At 43.8% G+C, this 19,298-nt stretch carries 20 protein-coding genes and 1 pseudogene; 14 read left to right on the top strand and 7 right to left on the bottom strand.

Translation table 11 applies throughout. From position 1 onward, the window contains the following. Positions 1 to 69: 69 nt before the first annotated feature. Positions 70 to 537, bottom strand: a complete 468-nt coding sequence (locus ACTIE0_RS06580) for an EVE domain-containing protein (RefSeq protein ID WP_006624920.1) — start codon at positions 535 to 537, stop codon at positions 70 to 72. Between the two features lie 214 nt (positions 538 to 751). On the opposite strand from ACTIE0_RS06580, the gene ACTIE0_RS06575 reads away from it, so the two are divergent. The 4 genes from ACTIE0_RS06575 (at position 752) to rlmB (ending at position 5,477) form a co-directional block, all read left to right on the top strand. Next, positions 752 to 2,668 carry a heavy metal translocating P-type ATPase gene (locus tag ACTIE0_RS06575; protein ID WP_006668250.1) on the top strand — a complete coding sequence of 639 codons (1,917 nt, stop codon included), beginning with the start codon at positions 752 to 754 and terminating at the stop codon, positions 2,666 to 2,668. A 107-nt stretch (positions 2,669 to 2,775) separates the two neighbouring features. Then, positions 2,776 to 3,930 (top strand): glutamine-hydrolyzing carbamoyl-phosphate synthase small subunit, encoded by a 1,155-nt coding sequence (gene carA, locus ACTIE0_RS06570; protein WP_006624922.1) that lies wholly within the window; start codon positions 2,776 to 2,778, stop codon positions 3,928 to 3,930. Between the two features lie 177 nt (positions 3,931 to 4,107). After that, on the top strand, positions 4,108 to 4,458 hold the full coding sequence (locus tag ACTIE0_RS06565; protein ID WP_174447161.1) for an STAS domain-containing protein: 351 nt from the start codon (positions 4,108 to 4,110) through the stop codon (positions 4,456 to 4,458). Between the two features lie 104 nt (positions 4,459 to 4,562). Next, the gene (rlmB, locus tag ACTIE0_RS06560) at positions 4,563 to 5,477 is read left to right on the top strand and encodes a 23S rRNA (guanosine(2251)-2'-O)-methyltransferase RlmB (RefSeq protein WP_006624924.1); all 915 of its coding nucleotides are present in this window, start codon (positions 4,563 to 4,565) and stop codon (positions 5,475 to 5,477) included. 27 nt (positions 5,478 to 5,504) lie between these two features. On the opposite strand, the gene ACTIE0_RS06555 is transcribed toward rlmB, so the two are convergent. Further along, positions 5,505 to 6,218 (bottom strand): DUF928 domain-containing protein, encoded by a 714-nt coding sequence (locus ACTIE0_RS06555; RefSeq protein WP_006624925.1) that lies wholly within the window; start codon positions 6,216 to 6,218, stop codon positions 5,505 to 5,507. A 182-nt stretch (positions 6,219 to 6,400) separates the two neighbouring features. On the opposite strand from ACTIE0_RS06555, the gene ACTIE0_RS06550 reads away from it, so the two are divergent. Continuing rightward, positions 6,401 to 8,959 carry an EAL domain-containing protein gene (locus ACTIE0_RS06550; RefSeq protein WP_006668252.1) on the top strand — a complete coding sequence of 853 codons (2,559 nt, stop codon included), beginning with the start codon at positions 6,401 to 6,403 and terminating at the stop codon, positions 8,957 to 8,959. 13 nt (positions 8,960 to 8,972) lie between these two features. Here the strand turns inward: ACTIE0_RS06550 and ACTIE0_RS06545 are convergent, their stop codons facing one another. Beyond that, on the bottom strand, positions 8,973 to 9,248 hold the full coding sequence (locus ACTIE0_RS06545; RefSeq protein ID WP_228116355.1) for a PEP-CTERM sorting domain-containing protein: 276 nt from the start codon (positions 9,246 to 9,248) through the stop codon (positions 8,973 to 8,975). A 209-nt stretch (positions 9,249 to 9,457) separates the two neighbouring features. On the opposite strand from ACTIE0_RS06545, the gene ACTIE0_RS06540 reads away from it, so the two are divergent. The 3 genes from ACTIE0_RS06540 to ACTIE0_RS06530 are packed head-to-tail and all read left to right on the top strand — an operon-like array spanning position 9,458 to position 10,356. Continuing rightward, the gene (locus ACTIE0_RS06540) at positions 9,458 to 9,688 is read left to right on the top strand and encodes a hypothetical protein (RefSeq protein ID WP_006624929.1); all 231 of its coding nucleotides are present in this window, start codon (positions 9,458 to 9,460) and stop codon (positions 9,686 to 9,688) included. Positions 9,689 to 9,691: 3 nt separating this feature from the next. Then, on the top strand, positions 9,692 to 10,048 hold the full coding sequence (locus ACTIE0_RS06535; protein ID WP_006668253.1) for a type II toxin-antitoxin system RelE/ParE family toxin: 357 nt from the start codon (positions 9,692 to 9,694) through the stop codon (positions 10,046 to 10,048). Further along, positions 10,045 to 10,356, top strand: a complete 312-nt coding sequence (locus tag ACTIE0_RS06530; protein ID WP_006624931.1) for a helix-turn-helix domain-containing protein — start codon at positions 10,045 to 10,047, stop codon at positions 10,354 to 10,356. The genes ACTIE0_RS06535 and ACTIE0_RS06530 overlap by 4 nt, the downstream gene beginning before the upstream one ends. A 55-nt stretch (positions 10,357 to 10,411) precedes the next feature. Here ACTIE0_RS06530 and ACTIE0_RS06525 read toward each other — a convergent pair whose 3' ends face one another. Together ACTIE0_RS06525 and ACTIE0_RS06520 are read right to left on the bottom strand one after the other, a co-directional pair. Next, positions 10,412 to 10,852 (bottom strand): sulfotransferase domain-containing protein, encoded by a 441-nt coding sequence (locus ACTIE0_RS06525; RefSeq protein ID WP_006624932.1) that lies wholly within the window; start codon positions 10,850 to 10,852, stop codon positions 10,412 to 10,414. Beyond that, positions 10,770 to 11,030, bottom strand: a pseudogene (locus tag ACTIE0_RS06520) (HNH endonuclease); the annotation flags it as partial. The pseudogene ACTIE0_RS06520 and the gene ACTIE0_RS06525, both read right to left, overlap by 83 nt. Between ACTIE0_RS06520 and ACTIE0_RS06515 the strand changes: the two are divergent. Beyond that, positions 11,003 to 11,398 (top strand): EAL domain-containing protein, encoded by a 396-nt coding sequence (locus ACTIE0_RS06515; RefSeq protein WP_006624933.1) that lies wholly within the window; start codon positions 11,003 to 11,005, stop codon positions 11,396 to 11,398. The pseudogene ACTIE0_RS06520 and the gene ACTIE0_RS06515 overlap by 28 nt on opposite strands. Positions 11,399 to 11,744: 346 nt before the next feature. Beyond that, the gene (locus ACTIE0_RS06510) at positions 11,745 to 11,879 is read left to right on the top strand and encodes a hypothetical protein (RefSeq protein WP_006624934.1); all 135 of its coding nucleotides are present in this window, start codon (positions 11,745 to 11,747) and stop codon (positions 11,877 to 11,879) included. 18 nt (positions 11,880 to 11,897) lie between these two features. On the opposite strand, the gene ACTIE0_RS06505 is transcribed toward ACTIE0_RS06510, so the two are convergent. Then, the gene (locus ACTIE0_RS06505; protein ID WP_006624935.1) at positions 11,898 to 12,515 is read right to left on the bottom strand and encodes a Uma2 family endonuclease; all 618 of its coding nucleotides are present in this window, start codon (positions 12,513 to 12,515) and stop codon (positions 11,898 to 11,900) included. A 114-nt stretch (positions 12,516 to 12,629) separates the two neighbouring features. On the opposite strand from ACTIE0_RS06505, the gene ACTIE0_RS06500 reads away from it, so the two are divergent. From ACTIE0_RS06500 to ACTIE0_RS06485, 4 genes are all read left to right on the top strand, one after another. Continuing rightward, a complete protein-coding gene (locus ACTIE0_RS06500) occupies positions 12,630 to 13,973 on the top strand; it encodes an S-layer family protein (RefSeq protein ID WP_006668255.1) in 1,344 nt (447 codons plus the stop codon). An 18-nt stretch (positions 13,974 to 13,991) separates the two neighbouring features. Beyond that, on the top strand, positions 13,992 to 14,906 hold the full coding sequence (locus ACTIE0_RS06495; RefSeq protein WP_006668256.1) for a tetratricopeptide repeat protein: 915 nt from the start codon (positions 13,992 to 13,994) through the stop codon (positions 14,904 to 14,906). A 297-nt stretch (positions 14,907 to 15,203) separates the two neighbouring features. Next, positions 15,204 to 16,571 (top strand): CHAT domain-containing protein, encoded by a 1,368-nt coding sequence (locus ACTIE0_RS06490; RefSeq protein ID WP_006668257.1) that lies wholly within the window; start codon positions 15,204 to 15,206, stop codon positions 16,569 to 16,571. 66 nt (positions 16,572 to 16,637) lie between these two features. Further along, entirely contained in the window at positions 16,638 to 17,801 is a 1,164-nt protein-coding gene (locus ACTIE0_RS06485; protein ID WP_006668258.1) for a DNA cytosine methyltransferase, read from the top strand. Between the two features lie 62 nt (positions 17,802 to 17,863). On the opposite strand, the gene ACTIE0_RS06480 is transcribed toward ACTIE0_RS06485, so the two are convergent. Then, positions 17,864 to 18,943: a PIN/TRAM domain-containing protein gene (locus tag ACTIE0_RS06480; RefSeq protein WP_006624941.1), complete on the bottom strand. Its 1,080-nt coding sequence runs from the start codon at positions 18,941 to 18,943 to the stop codon at positions 17,864 to 17,866. Positions 18,944 to 19,298: the final 355 nt, after the last annotated feature.

Genomic DNA, 19,298 nt, shown 5'->3' with positions numbered 1-19,298 from the left:
CCATCAGGGGGGTGTGTTGACGGTCATGGGTTAATTTTACCTAAAATAAACAGCTTAATTATATCCTATCTAAGATACAGATCGGCTAATTTTCAATTGTAGAATGCGATCGCCAATATCCACTCGAATCGGCATGACAGACAAACGATTACCCCGCCGCACCAGTAACAAGTCATCAGGATCAAATTGCTGTTTGAGGTCGCCAAGAGAAATCATCTGGGGAAATTTATCAATAAACTCTACTCTGACCGTATACCAACGAGGATGGTTAGCCGTAGCTTTCGGGTCATAATAGGGGCTATTTTCATCAAATTGAGTAGGATCAACTATATCAGATTCAATGACTCGCACCAAGCCGACAATCCCCGGAATTTTGGTATTAGAATGATAAAAAAAACACAAATCATTAACTTGCATTTTCCGCAAGAAATTCCTAGCCATGTAGTTACGAACACCATCCCAAATACAAGTTGTATCCGACTGCATTTGGTCAATACTATAAGTTTTTTCCTCAGATTTGATCAACCAATAAACCATTGATCCCAACTCCCGCTGGCCATGATGCTACAATTACTTTAATCCTAGCCGTCTTTCGGAAGCGACTCTCAAAAATTTAATTTTTCTTAATCTAATCTCTAGTTAGAGTTGAGCATCGACTTTCATGGCTGGTATAATATTAATAATGATTTAAGATAAGTCCCTAAAAATCACCCCAAAAAATGATAGTATAGAAAGATTTGGCTCCCACACAATGACTGATAATCAACAGAGTTCCTGCTGTTCATGCAATGGAGACGATCGCCATTCTGATAATCTGGTATCCGAAGTGATACCCCTGGCAATAATCACCGCCATTTATATCCTAGCCTTAATCTTCAACAATTGGCTCAAACTCGCGGTTTGGGGTTGGGGGGAATATATAGTATTAATTCCTGTATATTTACTCACAGGCTGGGAAATCTTAGTCAGCGCCGGAAAGAATATCTGGCGAGGTCAGATATTTGATGAAACCTTTTTAATGAGTTTAGCCACCCTGTGCGCCATTGCTATTAATGAAGTTCCCGAAGCCGTGGCTGTCATGCTATTTTATCGAATTGGGGAAGGTTTCCAAGAGTTTTCTGTGCAGCGTTCTCGGCGTTCAATTAAATCATTATTAGCAGTACGTCCAGACAATGCAAACCTGCTAATAAATGGCGAAATAAAAACCATGTCTCCGCAGTTAGTAAATGTCGGCAGTAGTATTGTCGTCAAAGCCGGAGAAAAAATCCCTTTAGACGGAGAAATCATATCTGGAACCTCCCAAATTGACACTTCACCCCTCACCGGAGAATCCTTACCTCGTGCCGTTAAACCCGGAGAAATAGTCCTAGCGGGAACCATCAATCAAACCGGACTACTAACCATTAAAGTAACCAAACCATTTAACGAATCTTCGATTAGCAAAATTTTAGAATTAGTAGAAAGCGCCCAAAGTCGGAAAGCCAAAACCGAAAAATTTATCACCACCTTCGCACGTTATTATACCCCAATTGTGGTAAGTTTAGCCATAGCGATCGCCTTAATTCCTCCCCTAGTCAATTTGGGCAGTTTTCAAGAATGGTTTTCGCGGGCATTAATTCTCCTAGTAATTTCCTGTCCCTGCGGTTTAGTAATTAGCATTCCTCTAGGCTACTTTGGGGGAGTCGGAGGAGCAGCCCAGCAGGGAATCTTAGTGAAAGGCTCGACATTTTTAGACGATTTAGCTGCCGTTAAAACCGTGATATTTGACAAAACAGGAACCCTGACCGCTGGCGTATTTGAGGTGACAAAAATCGTCCCTCATCATCACTTTACCGAAGCAGAATTAATCGAGATTGCCGCCAAAATAGAATCCCTATCTAACCATCCTCTCGCCCAAGCAATTCGTGAATACTATGGAGATTCACCTACCGAAACCTTAATCGAAGATTATCAAGAAATCCCCGGCTGTGGAGTCAAAGGAAACCTGCAAAATCGGACAGTAATTGCGGGAGGCGATCGCCTGTTACACTTAGAAAAAATCGACCATCCTCTCTGTGATGTAGGCGGCACAGTAATTCATCTAGCCGTAGACTATCGCTATGCCGGATATATCCTAATTGCCGATAAAGTTAGACCCGATTCTGTGGCTGCTATTAAAGCCCTCAAAAAACAAGGAGTGCAGAAAATAGTCATGCTAACCGGAGATAATCAAACCGTAGCCGATCGCCTAGCCAAAACCTTAAATATTGATGAATATTATGCCGAATTAAGGCCCGAAGATAAAGTCAAGCAACTGGAAAAACTACTAAGTCCAGATCATCGTAAAGTTGCCTTTGTCGGAGATGGAATCAATGATGCGCCAGCCATTGCTAGGGCTGACGTAGGTATAGCCATGGGAGGTATGGGTTCAGACGCAGCCATTGAAACTGCCGATGTAGTAATTATGACCGATTCTCCCTCTTATGTCAGTCGTGCGATCGCCATCGGACGAAAAACCCGCCGCATTGTCTGGCAAAACATCGGTTTAGCCATGGGAATTAAAGGCTTTTTTATCATCTTAGGAATTTTCGGACTAGCCAGCATCTGGTCAGCAGTATTCGCCGATGTGGGAGTAGCATTATTAGCCATTCTCAACGCTACCCGCATCTTGGGGAAACCAGTTAATTGATAGCCCTCCACCGCTGAATTGTCATGCAATCAAAACTCAACGATCAGCGGTTTGTCAGATATCTGGCAGAATAGGGAGGTATTAAGTTTAGATGCAAATTGGCTTTTATGTCCCTTATCTCTGCTAAACCAGCTTTACTGGTTCTGATTGATGGTACCAGCTATCGAGGTTGGTCCTTTGGCGCTCCAGGTACAGTTTTAGGTGAAGTGGTGTTTAACACCGGAATGACAGGTTATCAGGAAGTTTTGACTGATCCAAGTTATTGTGGTCAGATTGTCACCTTTACCTATCCTGAATTAGGGAACACAGGAGTTAACCCAGAAGACGAAGAATCCCAAAGACCCCAAGTCCGAGGCGCGATCGCCCGTAATATTTGCACCCGTCCCAGTAACTGGCGTTCTACCCAATCCTTACCGGACTATCTCAAAGAACATAATATTCCCGGCATTTATGGCATAGATACCCGTGCCTTAACCCGCAAACTGCGAACTGTCGGGGCCATGAATGGTGGCATATCCACCGAAATTCTCGACCCCGCAGAATTATTATCCTTAGTCGAACAGGCTCCCAATATGGATGGGTTGAACCTAGTTAAAGAAGTAACTACACCAGAGAGCTACGAGTGGTCTGAGTCCACCGATACAGTTTGGGAATTTAGCCCCAGCTTGGAATCAAAAGACAGCCCAACACCCCCACCCCGTTATACAGTAGTTGCCATTGACTTTGGAGTAAAGCGTAATATTCTACGTCGCCTAGCTAGTTATGGTTGTCGGGTGATCGTAGTTCCCGCCAGCACCCCCGCCGCCGAGATCCTCAAATATAATCCCGATGGCATTTTCCTCTCTAACGGTCCAGGAGACCCGGCGGCCGTTTCCGAAGGTATTTCCACAACCCAGGAGTTACTGAAAAGTAACAAACCAGTATTTGGGATCTGTATGGGACATCAAATCCTCGGTTTATCCCTAGGTGCGAAAACCTTTAAGCTAAAATTCGGACATCGGGGATTAAACCAACCTGCTGGTTTAGAAAAGCGTCAGGTGGAAATTACCAGCCAAAATCACGGCTTTGCTCTCGATCCTGATAGCCTAGCGGAGGATGTAGAAATAACCCATCTGAACCTGAACGATCGCACTGTTGCTGGTCTCAAGCACAAAACCCTACCGCTATTTTCAGTGCAGTATCACCCAGAAGCCAGTCCCGGTCCCCACGACGCTGATTATCTGTTTGAGCAGTTCGTTAAGGAAATGGAAAAAGGCAAGTAATTACCTAGCCAGGTTATTGGGGGACAAGCCGATCACTCGTCCCCCTGTCTCTTGCTAATCTCAAATTTGATCCAACCGAATCAGATACCATAGACAATTATGGCAAAAATGGAATATACTAATAAGGCAGTATATGTGCTATCCAGTTAGGAGGGGGCTATTCCTGAGCAACTACACCTGACCGTTAGCCTCAGAGGGACTCGCGACGTTAAAGATAACTATCAAATATTTCGTCTGACCGGATTACTCGATGCCTTCTCAGAAGGTACGTTTCGGAAAATTATGTCCAAGTGTATCGATAATGGACCAAAACACATTGTGTTGGATCTTTCCCAGATAGACTTCGTAGACAGTTCCGGTTTGGGCGCTTTGGTACAACTCGTCAAGAAGGCTCAGACTAACGGAGGAACTTTACAAATTGTTTCTAATCCTCGCGTCACCCAAACCGTGAAACTGGTTCGTTTAGAAAAGTTTCTATCTCTACAGCAAACCGTTGAGGATGCTGTGGCGGCGGTAAAAAAAAGTTGAGTGACTGCTAGGAGTCTACCTATTTCCAGTAGACCGATAGGGGGTTTCTCTGTCGGTCCTACTATTTGTTGATTAAAAATTGCCTAATCTTCGAGGGTTTTTTAATGAGACCTCCTTCATCTCCCCATCGCAAATCTGGCCCGAACCGAGGAAAGGTTAAGCCTTCTTCTAAGCCACCGCATTCTCCTCGGGAAGATAAACCAGCTATCCATCCCCGTCGTCGCGATCGCCCTGTGGCTTCAGCAGAGACAGAACCGCCAGAGGAAGATCTAATTTATGGCCGCCACACAGTCTTAGCAGCCTTAGAAAACGGCCGATCGCTTAACCGAGTTTGGGTAATTTCCCAATTGCGATCGGATACCCGGTTTCAACCTCTCTTACAAGAGGCGAAAGCTAAAGGTGCTATTGTAGACGGAGCCAGCTATCAGCGCCTAGACCAAATTACCAGAGGCGCTAACCATCAGGGAATTGTCGCACAGGTTACACCGTATAAATATTGGGATTTAACCACCCTAATTACCCAGGCTAAATCTGCCAATAGCCAGCCTGTCCTAGTCGCGGTTGATGGTATCACTGACCCCCACAACTTAGGCGCGATCGTTCGCACCGCTGAAGCGATCGGAGCGCAAGGCTTGATTCTACCCCAGCGCCGGGCTGTTGGTATTAATGCTACAGTGATGAAAGTAGCGGCCGGAGCCTTAGAGACTTTCCCGGTAGCGCGGGTGATCAATCTTAACCGTAGTCTAACTGAACTCAAATCAGCCGGATTTTGGATTTATGGGACAGTAGCCGGGGAATTTCAACCCCTGTATAATGCCAATTTAACCGGAGCGATCGTTCTGGTGGTTGGTAGTGAAGGGGAAGGATTGAGTCATGCGATCGCCGAAAACTGCGATGTACTACTTTCTATTCCCCTACAAGGAACAATCCCTAGTCTGAATGTCTCAGTAGCCACTGGTATGGCACTTTATGAGATATTCCGCCAGCGTCAGAATCAGAATCAGAATCAGAGTCAATAGCGATCGCTGCTGAAAATATGGAGTAAATTATTCGGTAATTACAGGTTCTTGAACCAAAACGCCCAGATCCGCCGATTCCAATAGTTTACTCCAAGCCTCTGAGACTGCCGGATCAGGATTACCATGAGACCGCAACTCAGCCAAAGTTGACATAGCATCAAACCACAGCCCAGCCTTCAAATATAGATCCACCTTCTCCAGTGGACTGGTTTGGTTAATTTGACTAGCCAATGCTGGGTCTATTTCTGCCCACCGGATGCCACCTTCGACTATGATATCCTCCGAACGGTCATCAGGATTACAAACGATGGAAAAGTACCACTTGTAATTATTGTTGGTTTTAATGTTTTGAGTGCTGTGTGATGGTATAGTCACACCCATAATTCCAGCTTTACCTCCGATTTTCAGGGTCTCTTCATAAATCACTGTGTCATTGGTGTTATCAATCAGCACAAACTCTGCCGTTTGGACAGTTTCCATAGCAGGTAAGTAAAAATATAACCTAGGAGAGGCTTGAGCGGTTAATCCTATTGATCGAGAGGGAGCGATCGCCATCAAGGGAGTTTGATCAAATCTACAATTAGGGTTGCCACTCCTAGTCCCTCCTCCCACCAAGCGACCTGGGGGCTGATCATCATCACCTAGCACAGATTCTATTAAAGGTGGTGTCATAGAAACCGCTAACAGAGACACCGTACCGAGGATAACCCCTATCGGACCCGCAAAAAGTTTAAGTTTCATAGTTATATCCCGATTATTTCCTGATTCCGAACATTATGATTATAGCAAGGTCATTAACAGACAGCCATCAGTCAAATTACTGATCCTTAACCATGGTCAGTTAAATATATTAAGCGCCATAGTTAACTCAATCGTCAGGATGATCAACTATTTTGAGGATAAATAAAAACAAGTAAGTCATCATGATTACCATGTATTTCCACCATTGGCAGCCTAAACTCAATGGCTTTTGTCGTCGTATCTTCAAATGCTTAAATCAGTATAGACCGATAAAAGCGCATTTGCCATCACTAAAACAGCTAATTACTATTCTATTAGCCAGTTTATTAACCATAGGGTTAATATCGGGGATTAGGTATTGGGGAATTTTACAACCCCTAGAATTAGAATCCTTTGATAGAATCATGCGCTTAAATAGTGATAATATTCCTGACCCTCGCCTATTAATTGTAGAGATTACAGAAGCAGATATTCAAGCCAACCAAAAATGGCCGTTTTCCGATGAAATTTTAGCCCAAGCCTTAGCCAAACTGCAAGAATACCAACCTAGAGTCATTGGTTTTGATATTTATAGAGATGTTCCGCAACCCCCTGGAAATTTACAAATTTTTGAACAATTCCAAGCAGATAATATTATTGCGATTCAACAAATTGGAAGAGTTGAGCCACCGCCTTATATATCAATTAATCAAGTAGGTTTTAACGATTTAGTTGCTGATTTAGATAATACTATTCGCCGCAACTTAATGTATGTTCGCTATGATGGGGAAGAATTTTATTCTTTTGGCGTAAAAGTTAGCCAAAAATACTTAGAATCTCTCAAAAATCACCCAATTATCCTTGATGCACAACCCGGCTTACTGCAAATAGACGAAACTATTTTTCCGGCTATCAGATCTAATTCTGGTGGCTATCAACTACCCGCATCGGAAGTTGGGGGTAGACAAATATTGATGGATTATCACACCAAAGAAATAGCTAAAACTATCACCATTACCGAGCTATTACAGGGAGAAATTGACGGGAATTTGGTCAAGGATAAAGTGGTGTTAATAGGCACAACAGCCACCAGTTCAAGAGACCTGCATCCCACCCCTTTTAGTGCGGCTAAAACTACTCATCATTTAATGCCAGGAGTAATGATTCATGGTTACATGATTAGCCAAATTCTGAAAGTGATTTTAGAAGGAGAATCTTTATTTTGGTTCTTGCCCATGTGGGGGGAGGTTTTATGGTTGTGGCTTTGGTCATTTTTGGGGGGGATTTTGGTAGTCAAATTTCATCGCCCCTTGTCTTTGGGATTACTAATTAGTATCAGCACGATCGCTCTCTGGACTATCTGTGTTATAGTATTCACTCAAAGCGGATGGATTCCCTTAATTCCCCCAGCTTTAGGATTATTATTTACTGGTGCAATTGTCTTGGCTTATAAAGTTCTTTATGGGTTATCCTATGATATTTTAACTGATTTGCCAACCCGCACCCTACTGAATCAAAAAATTCAGCGCCTTAGTCATCACCCTAAATCCACCCAAATTGCCCTGTTATTTGTAGACATAGACCGGTTTCGGCTGATTAATGAAGGTTTTGGTCATGCCATCGGTGATCAACTGCTAATTTCCACTACCCAACGCATGAAAAAGTGTTTATCTTCTCAGACAATTTTGGCGCGAGTTGGCGGGGATGAATTTGCGGTAATGATGCCGAATATCAAGAATATTGACCAGGCGATCGCCATGGCAAATAAACTGCAAAAAGCTCTCGCCGCGCCCTTTTATCTCAACGGTCAACAGGTATATACCACCATCAGTATTGGCATTGCGTATAGTAACCAAAATCAAGATTTAATTGCCAATGATTTATTAAGAGATGCCCATACAGCCATGTATCGCGCCAAGGCTTTGGGAAACAGTCGTTATCAGGTGTATATCTCCACCATGAAATCTCATGCTTTGCAGCAGTTACAACTAGAAGCCGACCTGAGAGAAGCCATTAAAAATCAAGAATTTCAACTGTATTATCAGCCGATTATGAATTTAAAAACTAATCAGATCGCTGGTTTTGAAGCCTTAGTGCGTTGGATATCTCCCCAGCGGGGGTTTGTGTCTCCTGGGGAATTTATCCCAGTTTCTGAAGAGAGTGGTTTAATTATTCCCTTGGGGGAGTGGATTTTATTAGAAGGCTGTCGTCAGTTGGCAATCTGGAATCAAAAATATTGCCAAAATCCCCCTTTTATGTTAAGCATAAATCTGTCAACCCGTCAATTTTCCCAAGTTAACTTGATTGAATGTGTCGATCAGATTTTGACTCAGACTGGGGTTGACCGCAGTTGTATTAAATTAGAAATTACCGAGAGTGCAATTATGGATGATGTCGATGAGGCGATCGCACTATTAGAAAGATTAAAAGCCCTAGGTATTAAACTGAGTATGGATGATTTCGGCACTGGTTATTCATCCCTCAGTTATTTGCATCGCTTTCCCATAGATACTCTCAAAGTTGATCAATCCTTTGTGCGTCGGATGGATGACAGCCAGCAAAATACAGAGATTGTCAAAACTATTATTATGTTAGGGCATAACTTAAATATGGATATCGTCGCCGAAGGTATAGAAACCGAAGGTAATGTCCAGACTTTGAAAAACCTAAATTGCGAATACGGACAAGGGTATTTTTTCTCCAAACCTTTGCCGGTCACAGCCTTGGAAGACCTGTTAAATAGGACGCTGTATCAATCATGAACTTAACCATAATTTAAGAATGACGCTTGCGGAACAGACCAAAACCCAATATCCCAAAAACTAAGAAGCCGATCGCGCTATTAGGTTCCGGTACACTCACCTTGTCACCCTGATGGTTATTGGCAGTTAAATCACCTTCTCCATTGAAATTCATCCACCAGCGGAAGCGGTTATTAACCAGATTTCCGTTAGCCGCAGAAGGTAAACGCATTAAAGCATCTGCACCCCCTCTAGCTTTTGGAGTCTGGTTTTGATTGCCAAATATGGTATCCAAATTGGTGATCTTCACATCCCAACCCAATATATCCATTAATTGGCGATCGCCATACCACCCCCTCGAATGATGGCATATATGCTATCATTTGATTGAGTTAGCGATCGCCGGCAATGGCGAGGCAATTGTCACCCAGAATGTTAAAGAGTTTCAGCAGCGCGAACTCATCTTTCCCCAGCTTTCTATTATTTCCCCTGAAGCATTGATTAGGGAGTCAGTACAATATGGCAACTTTAACGATTCGTTTACCCGATGAAAAACATTCTCGCCTGAAAGCACTGGCTCAATCTCGTGGCATCATTGTGAATAAATTAATGGAAGAACTCTCGGCGCTTGCACTAGCTGAGTTTGATGATCAGACACGCTTTCAAGCCTTGGCAATGCCGGGTGATGTGGCGCGGGGGTTCGAGATTTTGGATCGGTTAGATGCTTTCAAGGCAACGACTTTGTTATAGTTTATGAAATGGAATGTTATATTCGATCCCGATTTTAAGCTCTGGTTTGATCAACAGGAACAAGAACTTCAAGATGAAGTCTTTTCGGTTTTAATTCTGTTGATGGAATTCGGCCCGTCTTTGGGCAGACCGAGAGTTGATACTCTTAAAGGCTCTTCAATTAAGAATATGAAAGAGCTTCGCATTCAATATAAAGGAGAACCTTGGCGGATTTTATTTGCGTTCGATACCGAACGACAAGCTATTTTACTGGTTGGTGGCAACAAAACGGGTAACAAGCGATGGTACAAGGAAAATATTCCTATAGCAGAGCGACGTTATGAACACTATCTTGAACAACTGAAGCAGGAAGAACAATGAAAGACTATACAACCTTATCATCAGAGTTAGCCAAACTTTCTCCAGAACGACAGGAACGGATTAAAGCTAGAGCGGATCAAATTTATCTTGAAGAATTGACTTTCAAGTATCTGCAAGAGAAGTTAGGATTGTCTGAAGACGAGTTGGAGCAATATTTTACTGAATCGGATCTCGGAAAAGCAAAACTGGAAAGTCGGGAATGTCTGGACTTACATACACTTCACGAGGTGGTCAGTGCATTAGGGGGAACTCTGGAAATTACGATCAAAATTCCCCAGAAAGAGCCTTTTGTTCTGATCGGCGAATAGTAGAAACTAGAGCAGATAAACCGTAGGGTGGGCAATGCGGTGGGAAATGCCCACTCTACCAGTTAAATTTTTGTCTGAGATAATCTTCAAGCTGTTGGTTATACGGTCGAAAATATTTTGTAAGCTGTTGATGTAACTGTCGGCTAATGGCGTTGTATTTTCGAGGATTAAGATTGCGATATTCCGGTAAGGGGTGATGTTCCAGACCTAAAAAGTTGTAAATCTGTTGCATAGTGGCGGGGGAATTTTGAAATAAGTCTTCGCTGGGAAGGACGAGAATCTGTTCTCTGGGAAACTGCTCAAACCACTGGGGGAGATAGCGGATATACTGACTAAAGGCTAAGTGATGAGCTAAGTTTAAACTGATGTCAGTTTGATCAATTGCCTGTTGTTTCAGTAAACATTGCAGCCAGCTAACTCCTGTTGGTAAGGCAGTATAAGTTTGTTCGGAAATGGCGGGATTTAACGCACCGATTAGGGAGATTCTTGTATTCATCCTTTCCGCCTTGGCTTCGAGGTATAATGTGGTCTACCTCAACTAAATCTGATGGGGTAAAGTATTGCCCGCACCAGTTACACTTGCCTTTTTGCGTATTGAGTAATTTGGCTACCCTGTTAGGCGTGTCAATTGCTTGTCCTTTTCTGGTTGCCCAGTAAGTCCAATTTCGGTCATGTCGATGAGGCGATCGCACTATTAGAAAGATTAAAAGCCCTAGGTATTAAACTGAGTATGGATGATTTCGGCACTGGTTATTCATCCCTCAGTTATTTGCATCGCTTTCCCATAGATACTCTCAAAGTTGATCAATCCTTTGTGCGTCGGATGGATGACAGCCAGCAAAATACAGAGATTGTCAAAACTATTATTATGTTAGGGCATAACTTAAATATGGATATCGTCGCGGAAGGTATAGAAACCGAAGGTAATGTCCAGACTTTGAAAAACCTAAATTGCGAATACGGACAAGGGTATTTTTTCTCCAAACCTTTGCCGGTCACAGCCTTGGAAGACCTGTTAAATAGGACGCTGTATCAATCATGAAACGAAAACAGGTAATGGTGCTATCGTTGCATTATCCGGAACCGAAAAAATGTCGCGTAAATGTATCAGTAGAGAACTTAGTTGACACTCCCCTCCCTGCCTAAAGGGGAGGGGATTCTTGATTCATAGACCCAACTGGCTTTGACAGGATTGCAAAAGCCAGAGTAATGGTCGAATCTCAGTCGCACGTTTGCTACGCAACGTTTCACGAACGGGTCTACGACCCTTCGCGCTTGCCCTAGCGTACACAAGGCTTCCTTGAGGATGTTGATCGCAGCATTCCAAATTAGTCACCACCCGCCGAAAATCCCAGAGTCCCATATCCGGCACGGTTGCTCAGGAAGCCTTGAGCCGAAATCGCTTTGTGGAAATGGCGCTCGGACAAAAACTAGCGGGTTCCGGTCGTTTGTTGGACAATACCCAAGTGGCGATCGCCCATCCTGACACTTTTCTAGGACAACTGGAATTGTCAAACGGGTAGGCAATGCCCTCCCTCCTACTACGACTTACCCCAAACTCGACGCAAATCTAATACAAAACCAGGTAACAGGTTCTCTCCGGATAACTCAGTTGGATTGGATAGCATTTCTACGTCCGAATCGGCTCGATAAACTTCTACTATTCGACGTTGCGGGTCGATTAACCACCCCAATTTTGCGCCATTTTCTAGATACTCTTGCATTTTTTCTGGCAGCGATTTTAGAGTATCCGAATCAGAACGTAACTCTACGACAAAATCCGGACAAATCTCTGGAAAAGTTTTCTTTTGTTCCTGGCTTAGTGCATCCCAACGGTCTTGACTCACCCAACAGGCATCGGGAGAACGATTTGCCCCATTGGGTAAAATAAACCCCGTGTTACAGTCGAATGCTTTCCCTTGTTGATAATTTTCGTACCAACAATACAATTGCCCAATGATACTAAAATTACGTTCTCCGGTTTCCCAACCCGTTGGTGGATTCACAATTAACTCTCCTGTGGCGGTTCTCTCCAGTTGTAATTCTCGATTACTGGCGGCTAGGGCGGCAAATTGTTCTTGGGTGACGTGAAGTTTCAGGGTTTTGGGGTATGCCAGCAATAGGGTATCGGTTTCCGATGTTTGAGGGGTCTGTACCATTTTGACTTCTCCGATGTAGAGATAGGCTAGTTAAATTTTAGGCGATCGCCCCCACTCCCTCTACCGACATCAGCCGCGATCGCCTCTAACCCAAGCAACACCGGCTTCAACCCCGTGGTTTCCGGTGCGGGGGCTCGAACTCTTTGCCGGTCATCTACGACCGGCGAACTGGATTCTACAGGTCAAGCTGGTGATATCACTATCAATACTAATCAATTAACTATTTCCGGTGATGGGGCGACTATTTTCAGTGCTACACAAGGTAGCGGTCAAGCGGGGAATATTAGCATTCAAACCCGACAACTACAAGTTAATAATGGCGCTCAAATAGTTGCCACTACTCTCGGTGACGGACTAGGCGGAAATATTGACCTTTTGGCTGAGTCTATCCAGTTAGTCGGAACTTCCCCCACTAGGGAAAATCCCAGCGGCTTATTGACTTCTACGGGAACCCCAGACCGGTTTGGTCAAGGAACCGCACCCGCCGGAAATATCCAAGTAAGAACTGGACAATTACAAATTTTAGACGGCGCTCGCATTTCCGCATCTAGTCAAAATCAAGGGTTAGGAGGAAGCCTGAATATTATCGCTTCCCAAGGGGTAGAATTTACCGGAACTTCACCGGATGGCTTTTTCCGTAGCGGCTTATTTGCGGAAAGTCGCAGTGAAGGAGAAGGGGGAAATATTCACCTCAGCGCGCCGAATGTGCGACTAGACAATGGCGGGACTATTACCACGGAAACAGCATCTAATAATGGGGGTAATATCAGTTTGGCGATCGCCGATACCATCACCCTCCGTCGCCAAAGTAGCATATCAGCCACCGCAGGTAGAAATAGCGGTCAAGGTGATGGCGGAAACATCGATCTAAACACCAAGTATCTATTTGCTATCCCCGTGGAAAATAGCGATATAACCGCCAATGCTTTTTTGGGAACTGGGGGTAATATTACCATCACAGCTAGGGGGATTTTTGGCATTGAGTTTCGCCCAGAATTAACTCCCTTGAGTGATATTACCGTTAGTTCCGCCTTTGGGGTTGATGGGGTAGTGACAATCAATAATCCCGACGCTGACCCCAGTCAAGGACTGTTTGAACTACCCACCGGACCCATTGATGCGTCTCGGTTAGTCATTCTTAGTTGTTTACCGGGGTCGGATAATAATCAATTAATTGTCACCGGACGCGGCGGTTTACCACCCAACCCCACCACCATACACACCGGAGAAACTCCCCTAGAAGATTTGGGTAATATAACTTTAGAATCATCAAATCTACAACGTAGTGCTACAATTTACCAAGATTTTCCCACAGTAGGCAATTCTAGCCTAGTTGAGGCTCAAGGGTTAGTGGTGCATTCTGATGGTCGAGTTAGTTTAATTGCGCGTAGTCCTCATTCTTCCTCGCCTTCTATTCCCTGGCTGAACCCTCAATGTCGTCCTACTGTAATTCCCTAATCGTGTTGTGCCAATTCTATGAAATATCCTAGGCGTTTGACTTTTACCCTGCTGATTTTCTTGGGTTTATTGATTAGCCTGCTGTTAGCAGATACGATCTGGAAACCGGGTTTAACCGAAATTGTACCCACTAAACAGACTCCCATAATTAGCCAAGCCTCCCAGGGGTTACAGGAGGAACAACGGGGACGCGATCGCTATCGACAGGGGGATTTTCAGGAGGCGATCGCTATTTGGGAGTCCGTCGCGCAAACCTACGGAAACGAAGGATATTTCATAGCCCAAGCGCGGGTTCTTAGTAACCTATCTCTGGCTTATCAACACCTGGGAAAATGGCAACTAGCCACCGAAGCGATCGCGCGCAGTATCGCGTTATTAGAGAATGCCGGACTCTCTGGCTTATCTGTTTTCGCCCAAGCCATGAATACCCAAGGTCAATTATATCTGGCGACAGGAAACCCAGAAGCCGCCTTTAGTGCTTGGGAAACCGCCGAAGAGTTATATCATCGCGATCGGCAGGAAATGGGAGTGTTTAAAGCCAGAATTAATCAAGCCACAGCCCTACAGCAACTGGGATTATATCGCCGCGCTTCTTTACTGTTAGCCGATATTAACAACAATCTCCAGCAGCAAGAAACCTCCCCCGAAAAAGCGATCGTCCTCATTCGACTCGGCAACCTACTTAGTACCCTCAGCCGTTTTAATGAAGCCCAATCAATCCTACAAGAGGGTTTAACTATAGCCACCAATTTAAACCTAAACTCCGAACAAGTTACCGCCCTCATTGGTTTGGGAAATGTCGCCAAAAACCGTAAAAATTATACCACAGCCTTAGACTATTATCAACAAGCCCTAAATATATCTCCTTCTCCTCAACAGCAGGCGGTTATAGAACTCGCTAAATTAAGTTTATTTGCTGAAAATCAACAATAGCCAGCCTTTAGTCAACTATTACCCCGCACCAAATATCACCTAAATCAGTTACCATCAAACCAGACAACTATCTATTATCGTCTGAACCTAGGAAAGCATTGGTCAGCCTTTCAACAAGCACAAAATCCCCAATCATCTTGGCAGGATATTCTGGAACTGTATACCCAAGCAACTCAAGAGGCGATCGACCTAGGAGACCAACGCGCACAAGCCTTTGGGTTAGGTTATATAGCCAGTGTTTATGAACAAACCCAACAATGGCAAATTGCCCAAAATATCACCCAAAATGCCTTAATCTTGAGTCAACAAATTAAAGCCCCAGATATTTCCTACTTATGGTTATGGCAATTAGGTCGCATTCAACAGGCACAAGGAAAACCAGAAAAAGCCATATATTCCTACTTGGAAGCCGTCAACCTCATTGGCTCCCTAAGTCAAGATATCGCATCCGTCGGTCGAGAGTTTCAGTTTTCTTTTCAAAATAGTATTGAACCCGTATATCGAGAATTAGTATCCTTACTATTAGAAACCACACCGCCGGGTAATTCTATCAGTCAGAATAACTTATCCCAAGCTATTAATGTAATCGAGTCTTTAAAAGTTGCCGAATTAGATAAGTTTTTTAGGGCTGATTGTGTAGATATTGTCACTAGAAAAATAGATGAAATAGACCCCAGCGCCGCCGTTATCTATCCCATCATCTTAAAAGATAATCTTCATGTGATTGTCAGTAAACCCAATCAACCCCTAGTTCATCATCAAATTAATGTCAGCCAAACCGAAGTAGAAGCCACCATTAAACAACTCTCTGAAGCATTAGTTATTCGCAGCCGCCGCGATTTTTATGAACCAGGACAAAAACTCTATAATTGGGTAATTCGACCCATCGCTGAGGAAATTAATCCCGAACAAATTAAAACCCTTGTTTTTGTCCCTGATGGTTCCTTCCGTAATATCCCCATGGCAACCCTTTATGATGGCGAAAAATATCTCATAGAGACCTATAGTATTGCCATTACTCCCGGATTAAAATTACTATCCGATAAATCCATCAAACAGCTAGATTTAAAAGTTCTAGCCGGAGGATTAACTGAGGAAAGATATGGCTTTAGTCCTCTGATTTATGTAGCCGACGAAATCGCCACTATTCAATCAGAAACAGCCAGCAAAGTCCTACTTAATGAAGATTTCACCAATCAATTAATCCGCCAAAAACTAGAATTCACTAACTACCCCATCGTTCACTTTGCTACCCACGGTCAATTTAGTTCTCAGCTAGATGAGACATTTATTTTAGCTTGGGATAGTCGTATTAATATTCTGGAATTGGATAGTTTATTGACTGAAAAAACCCTCACAGGTCGTACTCCCATAGAATTACTAATTCTCAGCGCCTGTCAAACCGCCTCTGGTGATAATCGTGCCACTTTAGGACTAGCCGGAATGGCAGTTAAAGCCGGAGCGCGTAGTACAGTTGGCACTCTCTGGTCAGTGAATGACCAAGCCAGCAGTGAGTTAATGAGTCAATTCTACAGATTTTTAAACCAAAAGCAATTAAACAAGTCCGAAGCACTCAGGGAAGCGCAATTAAAACTCTTAAACACTTCCTTGTTCCGCCATCCCTTTTATTGGAGTCCCTATATTTTAGTCGGTAATTGGTTATAAACATTTCTCCCCACTGATGGTATAATCATCTAACACCGATGTTGACCAAACACCTGGCTAAGACCCATGACCACCTCAACCGCTAAAACAACCTTTATCGACCTATTTTCCGGAGCCGGAGGGATGTCCTGTGGCTTGGAAATGGCAGGTTTTGAATGTTTGTTAGGTGTCGATTTCGATAAATCTGCGATCCAAACCTTTCAAAATAATCACCCTCAAGCGGAAACAATTTGTGGCGACCTGCGGGAGATTTCTACCGAGCAAATTAGGGAATTAATTGGCGATCGCCATATTAACTTAATTTGTGGAGGTCCCCCCTGTCAAGGTTTTTCCACCATTGGGAGTAACAATAATCTGGATAAACGCAATTTTTTATTTTTAGAATTTCTACGGTTTGTTGAACAACTTAAACCCGACTATATCATCATTGAAAACGTCACGGGTTTATTATCCCGAAAAAACGAAAACACCCTCACATCAATTTTAACTTGTCTACAGAATATCGGATATACTGTTGATGTCCGGGTCCTATCTGCTCATCATTACGGAGTCCCCGAAAAACGCAGGCGCACCATTTTTTTAGGTAATCGTTTCGGCGTACCCAATTTATATCCATCCCCACAATTTCAAGATAATGAACCGGATTTAGACTTTCTTCCTGCTGCTAAAACCGTAGGATTTGCTTGGGAAAATTGGTTAGAATACCAGGGAAAAACGTACAACCACGACCTCAGCACCGCCCAAATTCCCAATCATTTAGAACGTCAAAGAATCCAGCATATTCCCGAAGGTAAAGGCGTTCGTTATCAACCAGACCAACAGGCTTATTTACCCCCCGAATTATGGTATGATATAGATTGGGAAAAGCTGCGAGAATCCCGATTTAGGGAAACCAAACTTAAACGCCTAGCGCGAGATAGTTATTCTCCCACCATCAACACCAGTCGCACCACTTACTATCACCCCACAGAAAACCGTTATCTGACCCCCAGGGAAGCCGCAGCCATTCAGTCTTTCCCCCCCAATTTCATCTTTTACGGAACCGTTACCCAACAGTGGCGACAAATTGGCAATGCCGTTCCCCCTTTATTAGCCAAAGCATTAGGGGAAGCTATTTTAAAATTAGATTTAAAATTAGATAACTCCCAAAACTCAGGAGATAGTCTGAATACAGAATCAGGTATTGAGCAAATTAGAGCTAATGCCTTTAATTATAAAACCAGTGCCTGAGCTTAAAAATTATCGGGTTATTTGACAGATAGGGTACTAAGTCTTAGTACCCTACTGTTAGACTAAGCCATCACAGAATGTTCTGGACGGGCGAAAATCATGCGGCCGGCCGAAGTTTGCAGAGAACTGGTGACAACTACCCGCAGTTGGTCGCCGAGGTATTCGCTACCCGATTCTACCACAACCATCGTGCCATCCTCAAGATACCCAATTCCTTGGGAAGGTTCTTTACCCTCCTTGCGGATTTTCAATTCCAGAATATCCCCAGGTAAATAGGACGGACGCACCGCCTGGGTGAGATCATTAATATTCAGCACTGGAACCTGTTGGACGGTTGCCACTTTAGACAAATTGTAATCATTAGTCAGCAGAAACCCATTAATTTCTTGAGCAAACCGCACTAATTTCGCGTCTACAGTGGCAATATCCTCATAGTCCGCCGAGTGAATTTGAATTCGTTCTGGGTATTCTTCCCGGATACGGTTAAGGATATCAAGTCCCCGTCGTCCCCGCGCCCGTTTTTGATCATTAGCAGCATCAGCTACCAATTGCAATTCTTGCAGAATAAACTGAGGCACGAGAATTTTACCTTCCAGAAATCCAGTTTCTAGTAGAGGTTCAATGCGACCATCAATGATGCAACTGGTATCAAGAACTTTGGTATGAGCAGATTTGAGAGTTCCCTCAGCCAGTAGTGTAGTTTCCAAACTATTGGGGTTGATTAGCTGTAGAAAAGCCCGTCCATGGGTATCAGCCAGGTTAACCCCAGTGTAGCCAAATAGAACACTACATAACACAGCCCCCAGGGGTTTGATAAAGCCAACCTCTTTAGGAATGGGTAACAAAAAGAGGGGAGCGAGCATGAGGTTAGCAATCAGTAAACCGATTACCATACCAATAGAACGGGTGAGTAATACCTCAAGAGGCATTTGGCGGATTTGTTCCTCGACCCGGTGATAAGTGGTTTGTACGACTAAACCGATTACCATACCAATTAGGCCAGTAAAAGCGGCGGTGACAGACCGTAATCCCTCAATATTAGTTACCTGTTCTAGGACACTGCTGGGAAGCAGTTCTATCCCGTAAAAGCCGGTTCCGGCTCCTGCTATGATAAATAAAATGATAATGGTGGCATCTAGCATAGTTCTGGAGAATCCCAATTAAATCTCAATTCCCCTAGAGGGATTGAGTGGTTTTGTATTTTGCTTAATTATATCTTTCACGGGCTAACCGATTTAATTGTGGGTAATTTCGGTAATCACGACTGGTCTGGGGGTGTTAGTGGTTTTCCTGTCTGAGGTTTCGGGTGTTGATAAATTCCTATATTGGTTGATTGGAGGCGGATTGAGGCTGGTTGAGGCGTAACAATTATTTTATAAATTGCTAGAATTAGATCAGAGTCCAGCTAAAGAAGTGTCACTGTCAGCACCCCCGGCTGAAGCACGGGGGCTTCGTGCCCCCCTTTCAGGTAGCTGACCAGCTATAGCCTTAACTGGC

Origin of the sequence: Limnospira sp. (assembly GCF_051859755.1) — a bacterium.
GTDB classification, from domain to species: domain Bacteria; phylum Cyanobacteriota; class Cyanobacteriia; order Cyanobacteriales; family Microcoleaceae; genus Limnospira; species Limnospira fusiformis.
Note: the sequence above shows the minus strand (reverse complement) of the source record. Positions and strands in the feature narration are given on the sequence as shown.